The following is a 17,332-nucleotide window of genomic DNA, read 5'->3' on the forward strand; positions in this document are numbered from 1 at the left end:
GCGAGGCCCGCGCTGCTACCGCTCGGGTGTGAGCCAGATGGCGCCGAGCGCCGGGACCCGGATGGTCGCGGAGTGCGACCGACCGTGGTGCGGCTGGTCGTGCGCCTCGACGCCGCCGAGGTTGCCCACGTCGTAGCCGCCGTAGACCCCCGCGTCCGTGTTGAGCACCTCGCGCCAGCGGCCGCCGAACGGCAGCCCCACGCGGTAGTCCTCGTGCGTCTGGCCCGAGAAGCTCTGGACGACCACGACGACGTCGTCGCCGTCGGTCCGCAGGTAGGCCAGGACGTTGTGGTCGCCGTCGTTCGCGTCGAGCCACTGGAAGCCGGCGGGCGAGAAGTCGTCGGCCCACAGCGCGGGGTGGGCGCGGTAGAGCTCGTTCAGCCGGCGGACGAGCTCGGCGACGCCGTGGTGGCCGCCGTCGTCCATGTGGCCCCAGTCCAGGCCGCGGTCCTCGTTCCACTCGGCCTGCTGGGCGAACTCCTGGCCCATGAACAGCAGCTGCTTGCCCGGGTGGGACCACTGGTAGGACAGCAGACCGCGCACCCCGGCCAGCTTGGTCCGGTGGTCGCCGGGCATCTTGCCGTAGAGCGAACCCTTCCCGTGCACGACCTCGTCGTGGCTCAGCGGCAGCAGGAACTGCTCCGAGAACGCGTACACCAGCGAGAACGTCAGCTCGCCGTGGTGGTAGCGGCGGTTGACCGGGTCCTCGGAGAGGTAGTGGAGGGTGTCGTTCATCCAGCCCATGTTCCACTTCAGGCCGAACCCGAGACCCCCGGCGCTCGTCGGCGTCGTGACGCCGGGGAAGGAGGTGGACTCCTCCGCGATCATCACGGAGCCGGGCGCGACGCGGTAGGCGACGGCGTTGGCCTCCTGCAGCAGGGAGATCGCCTCGAGGTTCTCCCGCCCGCCGTAGACGTTGGGCTCCCACTCGCCGGCCTCGCGCGAGTAGTCGAGGTAGAGCATGGAGGCGACGGCGTCCACGCGCAGGCCGTCGACGTGGAACTCCTGCAGCCAGTAGGCCGCGTTGGCGACGAGGAAGTTGCGCACCTCGGTCCGCCCGAAGTTGAACACCAGCGTGCCCCAGTCCTTCTGCTCGCCGCGGCGGGGGTCCGGGTGCTCGTAGAGCGCGGTGCCGTCGAAGTTCGCCAGCGCCCAGGAGTCCTTCGGGAAGTGCGCGGGGACCCAGTCGAGGATGACGCCGATGCCGGCCTGGTGGAGGCGGTCGATGAGGTACCGCAGCTCGTCGGGGTCGCCGAACCGCGCCGTCGGGGCGTAGTAGGACGTGACCTGGTAGCCCCAGGAGCCGCCGAACGGGTGCTCGGCCAGCGGCATCAGCTCGACGTGCGTGAAGTTGAGCCAGCCGAGGTACTCCACGAGCTGGTCGGCGGCGTCGCGGTAGGACAGGCCCTTCTTCCAGGACCCGAGGTGGACCTCGTAGATCGACATCGGGCCGGAGTGGGGGTCCGTGGCGGCGCGGCGCTCCATCCACGCGCCGTCCTCCCAGGTGTAGCGGTCCTGCGCGACGACGGACGCGGTGGACGGAGGCACCTCGGTGGCGCGGGCCATCGGGTCGGCCTTCTCGTGCCAGGAGCCGTCGGCGTAGCGGATCTCGTACTTGTAGCGCGAGCCGACGCCGGCGCCGGGGACGAAGACCTCCCACACGCCCGTCGACCCGAGCGAGCGCATCGAGCCCGCGGGCCCGTCCCAGCCGTTGAAGTCGCCGATCACGCGCACGGCGGCGGCGTTCGGGGCCCAGACGGCGAACGAGGCGCCGTGCACCTCACCGAGCGCGGACGGGAAGGTCCGCACGTGGGCGCCGAGCACCTCCCACAGCCGCTCGTGGCGACCCTCCGCGAGGAGGTGGCGATCGACGTCACCGAGCGTGGGCAGGAAGCGGTAGGGGTCGTCGGTGATGGTCGCGGCGCCGTCGTAGACGACCTCGATCCGGTAGTCGGGGACGACTTCGGAGGCGTGCGTGGCGACCCAGATGCCGTCCAGCTCGTGCTCGGCGGGGACATCGACGATCTCGCCGCTCTCCTCCAGCACGCGGTAGGTGACGGAGGAGGCCAGCGGCCGACGGGTGCGGAAGGTCACGACGCCGTCGGCCAGGTGGGCGCCGAGCACGTCGTGGGGGAGCGCGAACTCCCCGCGCCCGACGGCGCCGAGCACGGCGTGGTCGACGGGCTGCGGCTGGGGGCGTGGTGCGGACATGACGGCTCCGTCGGTCGGGGGGTGGACGAGCGGGGCGCCGGTGGGCACGACGTCGTGCTCCGGCTCGGGCTCGGTCGGCTCGGGCGTGATGGGCTCGGTGGCTGAGGCGGCCCCGACGGGGCCGAGCAGGCGGTGCAGCGCGGCGAGCGGGATGCCGAGCCAGTCGGGGCGGTTGCGGTGCTCGTAGACCGCCTCGTAGAGCGCCTTGTCGAGCTCGAGCCCGCGCAGCAGCGGCCCCAGCAGCGAGGCCGTGTCGGTACCGGCGGCCGCGGCGTAGCCCTGCAGGAACGCGCCCTGCGCGGCGGCGACCCAGTCGCGCGCCGAGAACGCCTCGTCCTGCGCGGCCAGTTCGGCGCTGCCACCGGCGTAGTCCAGGGAGCGCATCATCCCGGCGACGTCGCGCATCGCCAGGTCGGGGAGCGACCGCTCCGCGAGCGGGCGCAACGGCTCGCCCTCGAAGTCGATCGCGACCCAGTCCTGACCGTGGTGCAGGACCTGGCCGAGGTGGTAGTCGCCGTGGATCCGCTGGAGGTCGGGCCAGTGCTCGAGGTGGTCGAGCTCGGTCAGCGCCCGGTCGACCGCGGGGCCGAGATCGGCCAGCGCCGGGACCTCGGCGACGGCGGCCGTCGCCCGGGCCCGGATGCTCGCCAGCACGCGGGCGCGCTGCTGCTCGTCGACGGGGGCGCTGCCGAAGGCGCGGACGAGACCGCGGTGGATGCCCGCCGTCGCGACGCCCAGCCGCCTGGCCGGCTCGGAGAAGTCCTCCCCGGCCGCGGCGGCGCGCGTGGCGACGCGCCACGCGTCCTCCACCCCCGGCAGGAACTCCTGCGCGAACGCGAGGTCGCCGGCGACGTCGGTGCCGGTGGCGGGGTCCTCCCACGCGCCGCTGACGTGCCCGAAGACCGCCGGGACGTAGGGCGAGCCGTCGGCGCTCAGCGCGCCGGCCACCACGACGTCGGGGTTGTCCCCGGCCGCAAGGACCCGGAACACCTTGACCATGACGGACGGCATCACCGTCTGCGTGGGCTCGGAGACGAGCGTGCAGATGAGGGAGGTGTTGGACTGCTCGCCCGACAGCACGGTGTGCCGTGCCAGCCGCAGGTGGCTCGCGTCGCCGGGGGTGTGTCCGACCACGCGAGGCTCGGGGGTGTGGCTGGTGGAGGTGTGCTGCGCCTGCGCCCGCCCGGTGAGGAGGTCGACGAACGCCGCCGCGAACACGGGGTCGTGGCAGCCGTCGTAGACCCAGCGCTCGCCGAGCACACCGTGCTCGGCCCGGCCGACCAGGGCGTGCGCCAGCTCGGGCGCCTCGGTGGCGCGGTAGGTGAGCGGCACCTGGTAGACGACGGGGGCGGAGCCGCCCTCGTCGGCCACCACGAGCACCTGCACGCCGACCTCGCCTGCGGGGTCGTCGAGGCGGTAGCCGCCGACGACGCGCAGCCGCGGCGTGCTGCCCTTGGCCGCGTACCAGCGCTGCGACGGCATCCACGGCGTGAGCAGGTCGATCTTGCTCGGCTCGAGCGTGGTGCGGTGGATCTCAGCCACGGGTGACCTCCAGCCAGAAGAAGTCGCGGGAGCCGAACGTCATCATCACGGCGCCGCCGCCCTCGGGGTGGGGGACCACGGGCGGGAAGCTCGACCCGCCGAAGAGGTCGGTCAGCGAGGCGTCGCTCGTGTCGGGCAGCCTGACCGTGGCCGTGCGGGGCGTGTTCGCGAGGTTGGCCACGCACAGCACCGTCTCGCCGTCGCGCCCGGGCTCGCGGCGCAGGAAGGCCAGCACCGACTCCTCGTCGCACGGCAGCGGGATGAACTCGCCGTGCCCGAAGACGGGGTGCGCCCGACGGACCGCGAGCAGGCCGCGGATCCAGTGCAGCAGCGACGTCGGCTGCGCCTGGTTGGCCTCCACGTTGACGGAGTTGTAGTGGTAGACGAGCGACTGCACGAGCGGCAGGTAGAGCTTGCCGGGATCCGCCGTCGAGAACCCCGCGTTGCGGTCAGGGGTCCACTGCATCGGCGTGCGCACGCCGTCGCGGTCGGGCAGCCAGATGTTGTCGCCCATCCCGATCTCGTCGCCGTAGTACAGGCACGGGCTCCCGGGCAACGACATCAGCAGCGAGTGCGCCAGCTCGATCTCGGCGCGGCTGTTGTTGAGCAGCGGGGCGAGGCGACGGCGGATGCCGACGTTCGCCCGCATCCGCGGGTCCTCCGCGTACCAGCCGTACATCGCGGCGCGCTCGTTCGTGGAGACCATCTCGAGCGTGAGCTCGTCGTGGTTGCGCAGGAAGGTGCCCCACTGCGCGCCGACCGGGATGTCCGGCGTCTCCGCGAGGATCTCGCGGATGTTGGTCGCGCGCTGGTCGCGCAGCGCGTAGTAGATGCGCGGCATGACGGGGAAGTGGAAGCACATGTGGCACTCGGGGCGCTCGGCGGTGCCGTAGTAGGCCACCACGTCCTGCGGCCACTGGTTGGCCTCGGCCAGGAGCAGCGTGCCGGGCGCCTCGGAGTCCACGAGCGCGCGCAGGTCCGCGAGGAACTCGTGCGTGCGCGGGAGGTTCTCGCAGTCGGTCCCCTCCTCCTCGAACAGGTAGGGCACGGCGTCGAGGCGGAAGCCGTCCACGCCGGTCCGCATCCAGAACCGGACGACGTCGAACATCGCCTCCTGGACGTCGGGGTTCTCGAAGTTGAGGTCGGGCTGGTGGGAGAAGAACCGGTGCCAGAAGTACTGCTTGCGCACCGGGTCGAACGTCCAGTTGGACGTCTCCGTGTCGATGAAGATGATGCGCGCGTCCGCGTACTCGGTGTTGTCGTCGCGCCACACGTAGTAGTCGCCGAACGGCCCCGTGGGGTCGTTGCGGGAGGCCTGGAACCACGGGTGGGCGTCGCTGGTGTGGTTCATCACCAGGTCGATCACGATCCGCATGCCGCGGGCGTGGATCTCGTGCACGAGCTGCTCGAAGTCCTCGATCGAGCCGTACTGGCTCGCGACCGACGTGTAGTCGGCGACGTCGTACCCGCCGTCGCGCAGCGGGGAGGGGAAGAACGGCGGCAGCCAGAGGCAGTCCACACCGAGCCACTGCAGGTAGTCCAGGCGCCGGATCAGGCCCTGGATGTCGCCGGAGCCTGACCCGTTGGTGTCGTCGAACGCGCGCAGCACGACCTCGTAGAAGACCGCGGTGCGGTACCACTCGGGGTCGGGGGAGCGCGTGTCGAGCGGCGTCGTGCGCTCGATGGGGGCGGTCACGGGTTCACCACCAGGACGTGGGCGACGGCGCCGCGCGGGTCGAGCTTCACGTAGTTCTCCCTGCCCCACTCCCAGCTCGCGCCGGTGATCTCGTCGACGACGGTGAGTCTCGTCCCGGCGTTCGACCCCGTCAGGCCGAGCGCGGACAGGTCGAGGCTGACCACGCCCTCGCGGGTCGTGAACGGGTCGAGCGTGAGGACGACGAGCACCGTGTCGGCCTTCCCGGTCGGGCTGTGCTCGGCGCTCAGGTGCTTGGAGAACGCGAGGATGGCGTCGTCCGACGTCGGGTGCACCACCAGGTTGCGCAGCTGCTGCAGCGCGGGGTGGCGGCGGCGGACGTCGTTGAGGACGCCGAGCAGCCGGGAGATGCCCAGCTCGTCGGCGCGCGCCCAGGGACGGTCGACGTACTGGTACTTCTCGTTGTCGATCTGCTCCTGGGCGCCGGGCCTGGGCACGTTCTCGACGAGCTCGTAGCCGGCGTAGATGCCGTACGTGGGCGCGGACAGCGCCGCCAGGGCGGCCCGGATCGCGAACGCCGCGACGCCGCCCTGCTGCATGTACGGCGTGAGGATGTCGTGCGTCGTGGGCCAGAACGACGGGCGCATGAGCGCCGCGGAGTCGCCCGAGACCTCGCGCAGGTACTCCTCGACCTCGGCCTTGGTGTTGCGCCAGGTGAAGTACGTGTAGGACTGGTGGAAGCCGACGGCCGCGAGGGTGCGCATCATCGCCGGGCGCGTGAACGCCTCGGACAGGAAGATGACGTCGGGGTGGGCGGCCCGGATCTCGGTGAGGATCCGCTCCCAGAAGTCCAGCGGCTTGGTGTGCGGGTTGTCGACGCGGAACGCCGTCACCCCGTGGCGGATCCAGGTCAGCAGCACGTCGCGGATCGCGACGTAGATGCCCTCGGGGTCGTTGTCGAAGTTCAGGGGGTAGATGTCCTGGTACTTCTTGGGCGGGTTCTCGGCGTAGGCGATCGACCCGTCCGCGCGGGTGGTGAACCACTCGGGGTGCTCGGTGACCCAGGGGTGGTCGGGGGAGGCCTGCAGCGCGATGTCCAGCGCGACCTCGAGGTCGAGCTCCCGCGCCCGCGCCACGAAGGCGTCGAAGTCGTCGAAGTCACCCAGGTCGGGGTGGATCGCGTCGTGCCCGCCCTCGGCGGCGCCGATGCCGTACGGCGAGCCGGGGTCGCCCGGCGAGGTGACGAGCGTGTTGTTCGGGCCCTTGCGGTTCGTCGTGCCGATCGGGTGGATCGGGGTGAGGTAGACGACGTCGAAGCCCATCTCGGCGATCGCCGGCAGCCGCTCGGCCGCCGTCGCGAAGGTCCCCGAGGTCCACTCGCCGGTGACGGGGTCCTGCGTGGCGCCCTCGGAGCGCGGGAACAGCTCGTACCAGGCGCCCGACAGGGCGCGCACGCGGTCCACGCGCAGCGGGTACGCGGCGCTCGGCGTCACGGACTCGCGCAGCGGGGCGGCGGCCAGGATCGCGGTGACCGCGCCGGTGCGGGCGGCGGCGAGCCGGGTCAGCGCCGGCACCGCGAGGTCGCGGAGCGTCGCGGCAGCGGTGTCGAGGACGTCGCGATCGGCGGCGTCCGCGGCCGCGGCGACCGCGCGGTCGAGCAGCAGCGCGCCCTCGGTGAGCATGAGCTCGACGTCGATGCCCGCGGGCACCTTGATGTCCGCGTCGTGCGTCCAGGTGCCCCACGGGTCCGACCACCCCTCGACGTGGAACGTCCAGTCACCCTCGGCGTCGGGCACGAGGGTGCCGGTCCACAGGTCGAGGCCGGGGTTCACGCACGTCATGGTCGAGGCGGAGGCGACCGTGCCGTCGGGCCGGGTCAGCACGAGCGTCGCGGAGACGGCGTCGTGTCCTTCGCGGAAGACGGTGGCCCGGGTGGGGACCACCTCACCGACGACGGCCTTGGTGGGCCAGCGTCCGTTCTCGGCGGTCGGGGCGACGTCCACCACCGGGATGCGTCCGATGGGGGTGTGCGGCGTGGGCAACGGAGTCGTCGAAGTCACGGTACGAACCTAGTGGCGTCCGTGGCCCGGGTCACCCATCGAGCCACGCGCGCGTCAGGCCGCAGGGGTCGTCAGGGGACGTCGGGCGCTGTCCGGGGAGGGTTGCGACCGTCGCGCCCGCCGGTCTCGAGCAGGGCGAGATAGCGCTCGCGGACGTCGACGACCTGGTGCAGCTGGCGCCCGACGTCCTCGACGAACTCGGTCCGGTAGACCGCGTCGACCTGGACGTTGATGCCGTAGTAGAGGCCGCTGAACGTGGCCAGCGCGCCGGCCACGCGCAGCAGCGTCTGGTCGAGCACGAGGTCGACGTCGCCGAACCCCAGGGGCTCCGAGAAACTCCCGCCGCCGACGTCCCACAGGCCCCGCACCTCGGGGGTGATCGCGAGCACCCCCACCATCACGAAGAACGCGAACGTCGCGAGGCTGACGACGAGGATCTGCAGGAGCTGGGTGGTGGCGATCATCGCGACGACGTTGGTGCGCTGGCGTGGCGTGAAGGTCGCGGCGGGGTCGTCACCGGGACGGGAGGCGTGGACGCCCTCGAGCACGGCGTCAGCCTCGCGGCGCGAGCCCGAGGTCGCCAGCGCGACGATGATCAGGACGAAGAACCCCGCGAGGGCGAAGTCGGCCTGGTCGGAGATGCGGTCGAAGACCTGCCACACCTCGGTGGTGAAGAACAGCACGATCGAGAAGATGACGATGAGGGGCAGGAGCCGCACGAGCCGGCGCAGCGACTGGCCCAGCTCCGTGGCCACGCGCATCACGCCCCAGCCGAGCGTGGACAGCAGGCCCAGCCCGACGACGAACCGCACGATCGCGAGCACCAGCAGGTTGACGACGATGGTGACCAGCCCCGTCACCCAGTCGTTGCCGCCGAGCAGCCACGAGGTGACGGCCGGTGCGAGCACGAAGAACGCCAGCTCCGGCCGCCCCACGTCCTGGGGCAGCTGGTTCCACGGCCGGCCCCTGACCAGGTTGAGCAGCGCGTACAGCCCCGCGACGGCGACGAGCGCCCCCGCGGACGCGGCGACGTTCTGCTGCCAGGACCAGGTCGTGTTCAGCACGCCGACGGTGCCGAAGAGCAGGAACACCAGCAGGAACGGAGCGCTGCGGCCGAACACGTCGCGGCGCAGGCTGTGACCGTCCACGAGGAGCGGCAGCCCGTGCCGGCGGAAGAACCGCTCGCACTGCGTCAGCGTGAGGGTGGGGACGTCGGTCATGGTGGGCAGATCCTACGGCCGGCCGGCGACCGCCCGATCAGCGGGAGAGGTAGAACCGGATGCTCAGCGGCTCGACCGGGACCACCGTGCCGGCGTCGGGGAACGCGCCGTCGACGACCGCGCTCTCGTGGCGCTCGCGCGGGCTCTCCCACACCGAGTCCCAGACCAGCTCCCAGCCCTGCGTGCGCGAGGGCGCGAGGGCGACGTCGACGTCGTTCAGGGCCCCGTTGACGACGACGAGAAGGTCGCGGCGCACGGGGGCGGCGACACCCTCGGCCGAGCGCGGGTTCGCGGCGGCGCCCCCGGCCCGGCGCATCTGGAGCACGCGCCGGTAGGGGTTGTGCCACGCGGAGCCCTCGACGGCGGCGCCGTCCTCGCCGAACCAGGCGAGGTCGATGAACGGGTCGTTGGAGCGGGGCCGGCCGTAGGCGAAGCGGGTCGGGCGCATCACCGGGTGGGCGTGCCGCAGCTCGAGGAGGTGGCGCGCGGTCTCGAGCAGGTCGTCCTGCCAGCCCGTGCGCTCCCAGTCCACCCAGGAGATGGGGGAGTCCTGGCAGTAGGCGTTGTTGTTGCCCTGCTGCGTGCGGCCGAACTCGTCTCCGGCCGTGAGCATCGGCGTCCCGGCCGAGACCAGCAGCGTGCCCAGAACGTTCCGGATGGAGCGACGGCGCACGGGCCGCAGCTCCGACCCGGGGGAGCCGGACTCCACCCGCCCCTCGACGCCGTGGTTCCAGGAGAGGTTGTTGTCGCTGCCGTCGCGGTTGTCCTCGCGGTTGGCGCCGTTGTGCTTGTGGTCGTAGGTGACGAGGTCGGCGAGCGTGAACCCGTCGTGCGCCGTGACGTAATTGATGCTCGCCGTCGGCCCGCGGTCGAACCGGTGGAACATGTCGGCCGACCCGGACAGGCGGGTGGCGAGGTCGCGGAGGTCGTGCGGCGTGCCGTGCCCACCCTGGGCCAGCGCCTTCGCGTCGGCCAGCCAGAACCGCCGCACGCTGTCGCGGTAGCGGTCGTTCCACTCGTGCATCGGCGGCGCGAACTCCCCGGTCCGCCAGCCCGAGGGGCCGACGTCCCACGGCTCGGCGACGAGCTTGACGTCCGCGAGCACCGGATCGCTCGCGAGCGCGACGAGGAAGGGGTGGTCGGGCTCGAACTCGCCGGCCTTGCGCCCGAGCGTCACCGCGAGGTCGAACCGGAAGCCGTCCACGCCGATCTCGCCGGCCCAGTAGCGCAGGGAGTCCAGCGTCAGCTGCACCACCCGCTGCCGGCGGAAGTCGAGCGAGTTCCCGGTGCCGGTGACGTCGGCGTACCGGGCGGGGGTCCCGCCGTCGTGCAGGTAGTAGCCCGTGTTGTCCAGACCGCGCCAGCTCAGCAGCGGACCGTCCAGCCCGCCCTCGCACGTGTGGTTGTAGACGACGTCGAGCACGACCTCGATGCCGGCGGCGTGCAGCGCGTCGACCATCGCGCGCACCTCCGCGACGACGGCCTCGGCCCCGGCATCGCGGGAGGCCCGGGTGGCGTAGCTCGGCTCGGGTGCGAAGTAGCTGAGCGTGGAGTAGCCCCAGTAGTTCGGCAGGTCGCGCGCAGCGATCGCGTGCTCGGTGGCGAACGCATGGATCGGCAGGAGCTCGATCGTGGTGACGCCGAGCCGTCGCAGGTGCTCGATGACCGCGGGGTGGGCGAGGCCGGCGTAGGTGCCGCGCAGCTCCGGCGGCAGGTCGGGGTGCAGCAGCGTGAAGCCGCGCACGTGCGCCTCGTAGATCACGGTGCGCGACCACGGGACGCGGGGCCGGGCGGCCAGGCGCTCCGCCGTCGCGACCGGGTCGCTCGCGGGCAGCACGACGCCGTGCGGCACGAACGGCGCGCTGTCGCGGTCGTCGCGGACCTCCAGCCCGTGATGGGTCGCGGCGGCGTCGGTGACGTGGTGGCCGAAGATCTCCGGGACGTAGGAGACCTCACCCGTCAGCGCGCGGGCGTACGGGTCCAGCAGCAGCTTGTCCGGGTTGTGGAGCTGACCCGCCGCCGGGTTCCACTCGCCGTGCACGCGCAGCCCGTAGCGGGTGCCCGCGGACACGTCGGGCACGTGCGCGTGCCAGAGGCCGTGGCGGGCGCGCAGCAGTCCGGTGCGGCGCTCGCCGTCCTCGCCCAGGAGGACGAGATCCACGGCGGAGGCCTGCGAGGCGAGCACGACGACGTCGACACCGTCGCCGACGACGTGCACGCCCAGGCGCGCCAGGCTGCGGGCCCCGCGCGAGGCGGCCGAGGCCGGCGTCGTGGCGGTGGGGCTGGGGTCGGGGACGGGCGCGGTGGAGGTCATGGCGGCGTCATTTTCCCACTCCGGCAGGGGTGCTGAGCGCCACGTCCGACCGCCGGGCGGGTCACCGCGGGGATCGGGGGTGGCAGGCTAGGGGGATGCGCGTCGTCGTTCTCCTCAAGCAGGTCCCCGACATCACCTCCGAACGGTCCCTGGGGCCCGACGGACGCCTGGTGCGGGAGCCGAGCCTCGCCGTCCTCAACGAGCTCGACGAGGGGGCGCTCGAGACGGCCCTGCGGGCCGCGGACGCCCTCGGGGGCGACGTCGTCGCGATCACGATGGGTCCCGAGCAGGCGTCCGCCGCCACCCGCAAGGCCCTCCAGGTCGGGGCGTCGCTCGGGATCCACCTGTGCGACGACGCGTTCGCGGGCTCCGACGTCGTGGGCACCGCCCGGGCGCTGGCCGCGACGGTCCGCCTGCTGGAGGCCGAGGACGACGCCGAGCCGGTCGGCCTGGTCGTCGCCGGGATGTCGGCGCTGGACGGCCTCGGCTCGGTCGTCCCGGCACTGGTGGCCGCGGAGCTCGGCCGCCCGATCGCCTCGTTCGTCTCCGAGGTCGCGGTGGCCGACGGCGGCGGCGCGGTCCTCGCGCTGCGCGAGACCGAGGACGGGGCCGAGCGCCTGAGCGTCCCGCTGCCCGCCGTCGTCTCCGTCACCGACACCATCGCGGCGCTGCGCGTGCCGAGCTTCGCCACCATGCTCGCGGCGCGCAAGGCGACGCTGCGCACGCTGACCGCCGCCGACCTCGGGCTCGAGCCCGCCGCCGTCGGACTCGCGGGCGCCCGCGTCCGCGTCACCGAGGCCGCCCCGCGGCCGCCCCGGCCCCCGGTCACCGTCCTGCCCGACGACGGCAGCGCCGGTCAGGCCCTCGTCGACCTGCTGCTCGCACGCGGCCTGGTGGAGGTGTCCGCATGAGCGCCGTGACCGTCGCCGTGACGGCGACCGACCCCGACCGCGCCGCGGCGCTCGCGGCCCTGGCCGCCCCGGCCGGCGACGTCACCGTCGTCGGCCTCGACCCCACGTGGACCTCCGCGCGGCAGGCCGCCGCGCTGGTCGACCACCAGCGGACGTCCGGCTCGGACGTGCTCGTGCTCGCCTCGAGCCACCAGGCCAAGGAGGTCGCCGCGCTGGCGGCGCACGCGCTCGGCGCCGGCCTGCTCGTGGACGTGCACGCGGTGGCGCGCACGGCTGACGCCGTCGTCGGCCACAAGCGCGAGCTCGGTGGCACCTGGGACGTCACGTGCACCGCCGCCGGCCCCGTCGTCGTGCTCGCCAAGCCCGGTCCCGTCGACGCGGGCGTCGTCGAGGTCACGCTCCTGGCCGCCCCGCCGAGATCGACGGGGACGTCGAGGTGCTCGAGCGCGTGCCGCACGCCTCCGACGGCCGGCCGTCGCTCGCCGACGCCACGATCGTCGTCGCCGGCGGCCGTGGGCTCGAGGGCGACCTGTCGCCCGTCCGGGCGCTCGCCGACGCCCTGGGTGGCGCGGTGGGCGCGACCCGCGACATCGTCGAGGAAGGCTGGATCGGGCACGAGACGATGGTCGGCCAGACCGGCACGATGATCGCGCCGCGCCTGTACGTCGGCGCCGGCATCTCCGGGGCGCCGCACCACCGCCTGGGGATGCAGGCGGCCGAGGTCATCGTCGCGATCAACCTCGACGCCGACGCCCCGATCATGGAGATCGCGGACGTCGCGATCGTGGGTGACGCGGCCGCCGTCCTGACCCAGGTCGTCGACGCGCTGGCCGCGCGCCGCGCGCACTGACGGACGCGACCCCGTGACCGAGGACCTGCGGATCACGGGCTCCGTCGTCGTCCCCGGGTCGGAGCTGACCGAACGGTTCTCGCGCTCGTCGGGACCCGGCGGGCAGGGCGTGAACACCGCCAGCAGCCGGGTCGAGCTGCTCCTGGACGTCGCGGCCTCGCCGTCGCTGCCGGAGCCGCTGCGCGCCCGCCTCCTGGAGCGGCTCGCCCCGAGGCTGGTCGACGGCGTGGTGACCGTCGTGGCGAGCGAGCACCGCAACCAGCTCGCCAACCGCCGGGCCGCGCACGTCCGCCTGACGGCGCTGCTGCGCGACGCCGCCGCCCCACCGGGGCCCCGTCGTCGCCCCACGCGTGCGACGCGCGGCTCGCAGGAGCGCCGCCTGACCGGCAAGAAGCAGCGGGGTGAGATCAAGCGGGGTCGGCAGGGCAGGAGTGGCGGCCGCGGCTCCTTCCTAGACTGACCGGGTGACCTACCTCGACCACGCCGCCACCACCCCGGTGCTGCCGAGCGCCCTGGAGGCGTTCGTCCGGGAGGCGTCGCGGCTCGGGAACCCGTCCTCGCTGCACTCCGACGGCCGCCGGGCGCGCGCCGTGCTCGAGACCTCGCGCGAGCGGATCGCGCACGCGCTCGGGGCCGAGAGCGCCGAGGTGATCCTCACGGCCGGTGGCTGCGAGGCCGACACGCTCGCCGTCGTCGGCGCGGCCAGGGCCGCGCGCCGCGCGGACCCGGGTCGGACGCGGGCGGTCACCTCCGCCGTCGAGCACCACGCCGTGCTCGAGTCGGTGCACGCGCTGGCCGACGAGGGCGGGGAGGCCGTGCTGGTACCCGTCGGCGCCGACGGCGTGATCGACCTGGCCGCCCTGGAGGCTGAGATCGCCGAGCACGCCGCGCGCACCGGCGTGGTCAGCGTGATGTGGGCCAACAACGAGACCGGCGCCATCCAGCCGGTGGCCGAGGTCGTGGAGCTCGTCCGGCGCCACGGCGGCAACGCGGTCGCCGTCCACTCCGACGCGGTCCAGGCCGTCGGGCACGTCCCGGTCGACTTCGGCGCGAGCGGGCTGGACGCCCTCAGCCTCTCGGGTCACAAGCTCGGCGCCCCCGCGGGGATCGGCGCGCTGCTCGCGCAGCGCACGCTGCCGCTCGCGCCGGTGGTCCTCGGCAGCGGTCAGGAGCGTGGGGTGCGCTCGGGCACGGTGCCCGTGGCGCTCGCGACCGCGCTCGCCGTCGCCGTCGAGCACGCGGTCGCCACGCTCGAGGCCGAGCGCGCGCGGCTCGTCCCGCTGCGCGACGAGCTCGCCGCCGGCGTGCTGGCCCTCGTCCCGGGCGCGCGGCTCAACGGGCCCGTCGGCCCGGCGGCCGGGGACGGCGGCGGCCGCCTGCCGGGGCACGTGCACCTGACCTTCCCCGGCGCCGACGTCGACGCGCTGCTGTTCGTGCTCGACGCCGCCGGGATCTCCGCCTCGGCGGGGGCGGCGTGCGTGGCCGGGGTGACCCAGCCCTCGCACGTGCTGCTCGCGGCGGGCGACGACGAGCGCGACGCCCGCAGCGTGCTGCGGCTCACGCTCGGCTCGACCACGACGGCGGACGACGTGGCGCGCGTGCTCGCGGTGCTGCCCGACGCCGTCGAGCGCGCCCGGTCGGCCGGACGCGTCGCGGCCAGGCGCGGCTGAGGAACGGGCCGCCGCACGCGGTCGGCCGGTGAGTGGGTCGGCCGGTCAGTCGCCGTCGACCTGCGGCGCGGGCTCGCGGTGGCGCGACAGGGCCGGCGTCCAGCCCTCGCGGCGCCGCGCGACGCCGCGGGCGGCGCTGGTGAGGGTGTCGGCGCCCGACCAGGTCGGGTCGACGCCGAGGAGGTCGTGAGCCTTGGTGGTGTCGAGCACGGGCGCGGCCTGCAGCGCGGTGAGCCACTCGGGGCGGGCGCGCACGACGCGGGTCCACCACGCGGCCTCGTGGCTGACGCGCGCGATCTGCTCGGGGACGGTGACGACGCGCTCGGCGCCGAGGGCGGCCGCGACCTCCTCGACGTGGAGCACGTCGGGCGAGGCGATGTTGTAGGCGCCCGGGGCGCGGCGCTCGATCGCGGAGAGGTACGCGGCGGCGACGTCGTCGGCGTGGGAGACCTGCAGCCGGAGTCCCTCGGGCCACAGCAGCAGCGGCACGGTCCGGCCGAGGCCGACCCGGGGCACCAGCGGGCCGACGTAGCGGCGCACGAGCGCGGCGCCGGCCGCCTCCTGCAGCACGACGCCGGCGCGCATCCTGGTGACGACGACGTCCGGGTACCGGCGCGAGAACTCGTCCGCCAGCCGCTCCATCCCGACCTTGTCCTGCGACAGGGTGACGCCGGCGACGCCGTCGGTCGGCCAGGACTCGTCCCGCGGCTCCTCGCCGTAGGAGGGCGCGTAGACGCTCGCGCACGAGGCGAGCACGACCTGGTGGGCCCGGGCCGCGGCGCGCAGCACGCCGCGGGTGAGGGCGACGTTCGCCTCGGTGGCGACGGACGACCGGCGCGCGGTCGACCAGGCGAGGTGCACGACCGCGTCGGCCCCGGCCGCGAGGGCGGCGAGCCGCTCGGCGTCGGGCGACCCGGCCGGGGCACCGGCGTCGAGCGCGTGGTGGGCGACGTGCGCGACCCCCTCGGGTGCGGGCAGGCGGCCCGGTCCACGCCGCGAGACGGCGTCCACGTGGGTGACGCTGCTCCGACCGGCCACGGCGCGCAGCAGGGCGGTCCCGGTGTTCCCGGTGGCTCCGACGACGACGATTCTCATGGCTCTAGCCTTCCATGTCGGCGTAGCGCAGGTGCACGTCCAGCGGCGTCACCTCGGGCCCGATGCGGAGGTCGGCGATCGCGCCGGCGTCGCGCAGCGTGTGCAGCTCCGCGGTGACGCGCTCGCGCAGCGCCCAGGGGTCGATGGTGTTGATGTAGATCTTCGTGCCGCCCTCGAACCCGGCCGGGACCTGGAGCCGCCACTTCAGGACGATGCGCCACGGCATCGGCTCGGACACGTCCGGCGGCCGGTGGTGCCACTCCTCGTTGGTGGCGACCTGCGCCCCGGTGGCGGCGTGCACGGCGTGCAGCAGGTCGGAGACGGCGCGACGCTGCGCCGCGTCGTGCTCCCAGGGCAGCTGGACGGCGGCGGTGGAGTAGATCTCGATGCTCGGGTGGCGGTGCCCCACCCCGGCGACGGCGACCGCGCCGTCGTTCGCGGCGATGACCAGCTGCTCGGTCAGAGCGAGGTCGATGACGGCGTGGCTGTACAGCCGCGGGTCCTCGCGCAGCATCGCGATCTCGCGCTGCGTCTGGGGGCCGTAGGAGTCGATGCCGACGAGCTGCTTGTGCAGGTGCTCGAACGTCGCGCCCGCCGAGCGGAGCCAGTTCTGGAACACCGAGACGTAGCGGGCGGCGGGCTGCCGCTCGTAGACGTCGCGCAGCGCGGCGACCGTGAAGTCGATGAAGTCGGCGTGCTCGGTCGGGGTGAGCGTGCCCGAGGAGGCGAGGTCCGCCGTCGTGACGGCGTCGTCACGCAGGTGGCGACGCGCGACGACGACGTCGTGCGAGCCGGCCATGAAGTCCTCGGTGACCTGCAGCAGGGCCGCCTCGTCGCGCGGCGCCGGGGCGAGGATGCCGCCGGCGGCCTCGCGTGCGGCGACGAGGGCGCCGATGTGCGCCCGCCCCGCCGGGTCGGCCAGGTAGTCGCGGGCCCACGCCGCGACGTCGGCGCCCGCGACGAAGCCGTGGTTGGTGCGCCACGACGCGGCCGGGACGATCTCGAACAGGTTGGCGAACCGGCGCACGTCGGCGACGTCCTCGGCCAGTCGTCCGGCCGGACGACGGCGCGAGATCGTGACGTCGTCGCCGCGCCGGACGAGCCGGGACTTCTCGGGGGTGGTCTCGAGGTAGCGCCCGGGGCAGAAGGCGCACAGCCGGCCCGTCTCCTCGCCCTCGACGGGGACGGCGTCGCTGACGTGACGGGGGAGCGGTCGGTGCGAGCGTCCCGGGATCGTCCAGACCTGCGTGCCGGTGAGCGGACCGACCTGCAGGACGGTGCCGTCGGCGAGACGGACGAGGGGATGGGCCATGGGATCCAGGATCCCAGCGGCCGCGAGGTGACCCGGCCGATCTGCGCGGATCGGGTGGTCACAAGGTCACAACGATTGCCGCGACGGCGACGCCGTCACCGTGCCGGGGGCGCCCCGACGTGGAGCTGGTGCGACGACGTCAGGTGCCGCGAGATCCGTAGCCCGGGAATCGGCGCAGCACGCGCGGCTCGAGCTGGTCGTCGACCAGGAACGAGTGCGGCTGGGTGCTCGCCCGGATGCGGGCGATCGGGCCGATCACGTCCGCCGACCGGTAGCCGGCCCGGACGAGCGCGTCGGTCAGGAGGTCCCGCGGGGATTCCGGGGTGAGGGCCTCGGTCCCGGCCGCCCCGGGGACGGTCCGCAGCGTCACGGGCAGCTCCTGGCGGCCGAGGGACCACGGCGGGGCGGGGACGTGGCGGCGCGGCATGGCGCCATTGTGGCCGACCGGGCTCGCGGGCGGGCAGGTGGCGGCGGTGCCTCTCCGTAGACTGGC

At 74.0% G+C, this 17,332-nt stretch carries 13 protein-coding genes; 5 read left to right on the forward strand and 8 right to left on the reverse strand.

Going from position 1 to position 17,332, the window contains the following annotated elements; translation table 11 throughout:
- Positions 1 to 15: 15 nt before the first annotated feature.
- From glgB to glgX, 5 genes are all read right to left on the reverse strand, one after another.
- The gene (glgB, locus tag C8046_RS17710; protein ID WP_235866391.1) at positions 16 to 3,753 is read right to left on the reverse strand and encodes a 1,4-alpha-glucan branching protein GlgB; all 3,738 of its coding nucleotides are present in this window, start codon (positions 3,751 to 3,753) and stop codon (positions 16 to 18) included.
- Positions 3,746 to 5,449: a maltose alpha-D-glucosyltransferase gene (gene treS / locus C8046_RS17715; RefSeq protein ID WP_235866392.1), complete on the reverse strand. Its 1,704-nt coding sequence runs from the start codon at positions 5,447 to 5,449 to the stop codon at positions 3,746 to 3,748. The genes glgB and treS overlap by 8 nt, the downstream gene beginning before the upstream one ends.
- Positions 5,446 to 7,467, reverse strand: coding sequence for a maltotransferase domain-containing protein (locus C8046_RS17720; protein ID WP_109230581.1), 2,022 nt, complete (start codon positions 7,465 to 7,467; stop codon positions 5,446 to 5,448). Before C8046_RS17720 ends, treS begins: the two co-directional genes overlap by 4 nt.
- 71 nt (positions 7,468 to 7,538) lie before the next feature.
- The gene (locus C8046_RS17725) at positions 7,539 to 8,687 is read right to left on the reverse strand and encodes a hypothetical protein (protein ID WP_109230582.1); all 1,149 of its coding nucleotides are present in this window, start codon (positions 8,685 to 8,687) and stop codon (positions 7,539 to 7,541) included.
- 37 nt (positions 8,688 to 8,724) lie between these two features.
- Positions 8,725 to 11,001 carry a glycogen debranching protein GlgX gene (gene glgX / locus C8046_RS17730; protein WP_109230583.1) on the reverse strand — a complete coding sequence of 759 codons (2,277 nt, stop codon included), beginning with the start codon at positions 10,999 to 11,001 and terminating at the stop codon, positions 8,725 to 8,727.
- Positions 11,002 to 11,096: 95 nt separating this feature from the next.
- Between glgX and C8046_RS17735 the strand changes: the two genes are divergently transcribed.
- From C8046_RS17735 to C8046_RS17755, 5 genes are read left to right on the forward strand one after another with little or no spacing between them, the layout of a single operon-like run.
- A complete protein-coding gene (locus C8046_RS17735; RefSeq protein WP_109230584.1) occupies positions 11,097 to 11,912 on the forward strand; it encodes an electron transfer flavoprotein subunit beta/FixA family protein in 816 nt (271 codons plus the stop codon).
- The gene (locus tag C8046_RS19630) at positions 11,909 to 12,559 is read left to right on the forward strand and encodes a hypothetical protein (protein WP_235866495.1); all 651 of its coding nucleotides are present in this window, start codon (positions 11,909 to 11,911) and stop codon (positions 12,557 to 12,559) included. Before C8046_RS17735 ends, C8046_RS19630 begins: the two co-directional genes overlap by 4 nt.
- Entirely contained in the window at positions 12,442 to 12,762 is a 321-nt protein-coding gene (locus tag C8046_RS17745) for an electron transfer flavoprotein subunit alpha/FixB family protein (RefSeq protein ID WP_235866487.1), read from the forward strand. The genes C8046_RS19630 and C8046_RS17745 overlap by 118 nt, the downstream gene beginning before the upstream one ends.
- A 13-nt stretch (positions 12,763 to 12,775) precedes the next feature.
- A complete protein-coding gene (arfB, locus tag C8046_RS17750; protein WP_109230587.1) occupies positions 12,776 to 13,222 on the forward strand; it encodes an alternative ribosome rescue aminoacyl-tRNA hydrolase ArfB in 447 nt (148 codons plus the stop codon).
- Between the two features lie 4 nt (positions 13,223 to 13,226).
- Entirely contained in the window at positions 13,227 to 14,432 is a 1,206-nt protein-coding gene (locus C8046_RS17755) for a cysteine desulfurase family protein (RefSeq protein WP_109230588.1), read from the forward strand.
- A gap of 45 nt (positions 14,433 to 14,477) precedes the next feature.
- Here C8046_RS17755 and C8046_RS17760 read toward each other — a convergent pair whose 3' ends face one another.
- The 3 genes from C8046_RS17760 to C8046_RS17770 all read right to left on the reverse strand — a co-directional run bounded on the left by C8046_RS17760 (position 14,478) and on the right by C8046_RS17770 (position 17,266).
- On the reverse strand, positions 14,478 to 15,527 hold the full coding sequence (locus tag C8046_RS17760; protein ID WP_109230589.1) for an NAD-dependent epimerase/dehydratase family protein: 1,050 nt from the start codon (positions 15,525 to 15,527) through the stop codon (positions 14,478 to 14,480).
- Positions 15,528 to 15,531: 4 nt separating this feature from the next.
- On the reverse strand, positions 15,532 to 16,839 hold the full coding sequence (locus tag C8046_RS17765; RefSeq protein WP_109230590.1) for a DUF4921 family protein: 1,308 nt from the start codon (positions 16,837 to 16,839) through the stop codon (positions 15,532 to 15,534).
- Between the two features lie 139 nt (positions 16,840 to 16,978).
- Positions 16,979 to 17,266, reverse strand: coding sequence for a hypothetical protein (locus tag C8046_RS17770; protein WP_109230591.1), 288 nt, complete (start codon positions 17,264 to 17,266; stop codon positions 16,979 to 16,981).
- Positions 17,267 to 17,332: the final 66 nt, after the last annotated feature.

The organism is Serinibacter arcticus (genome assembly GCF_003121705.1).
GTDB lineage: Bacteria > Actinomycetota > Actinomycetes > Actinomycetales > Beutenbergiaceae > Litorihabitans.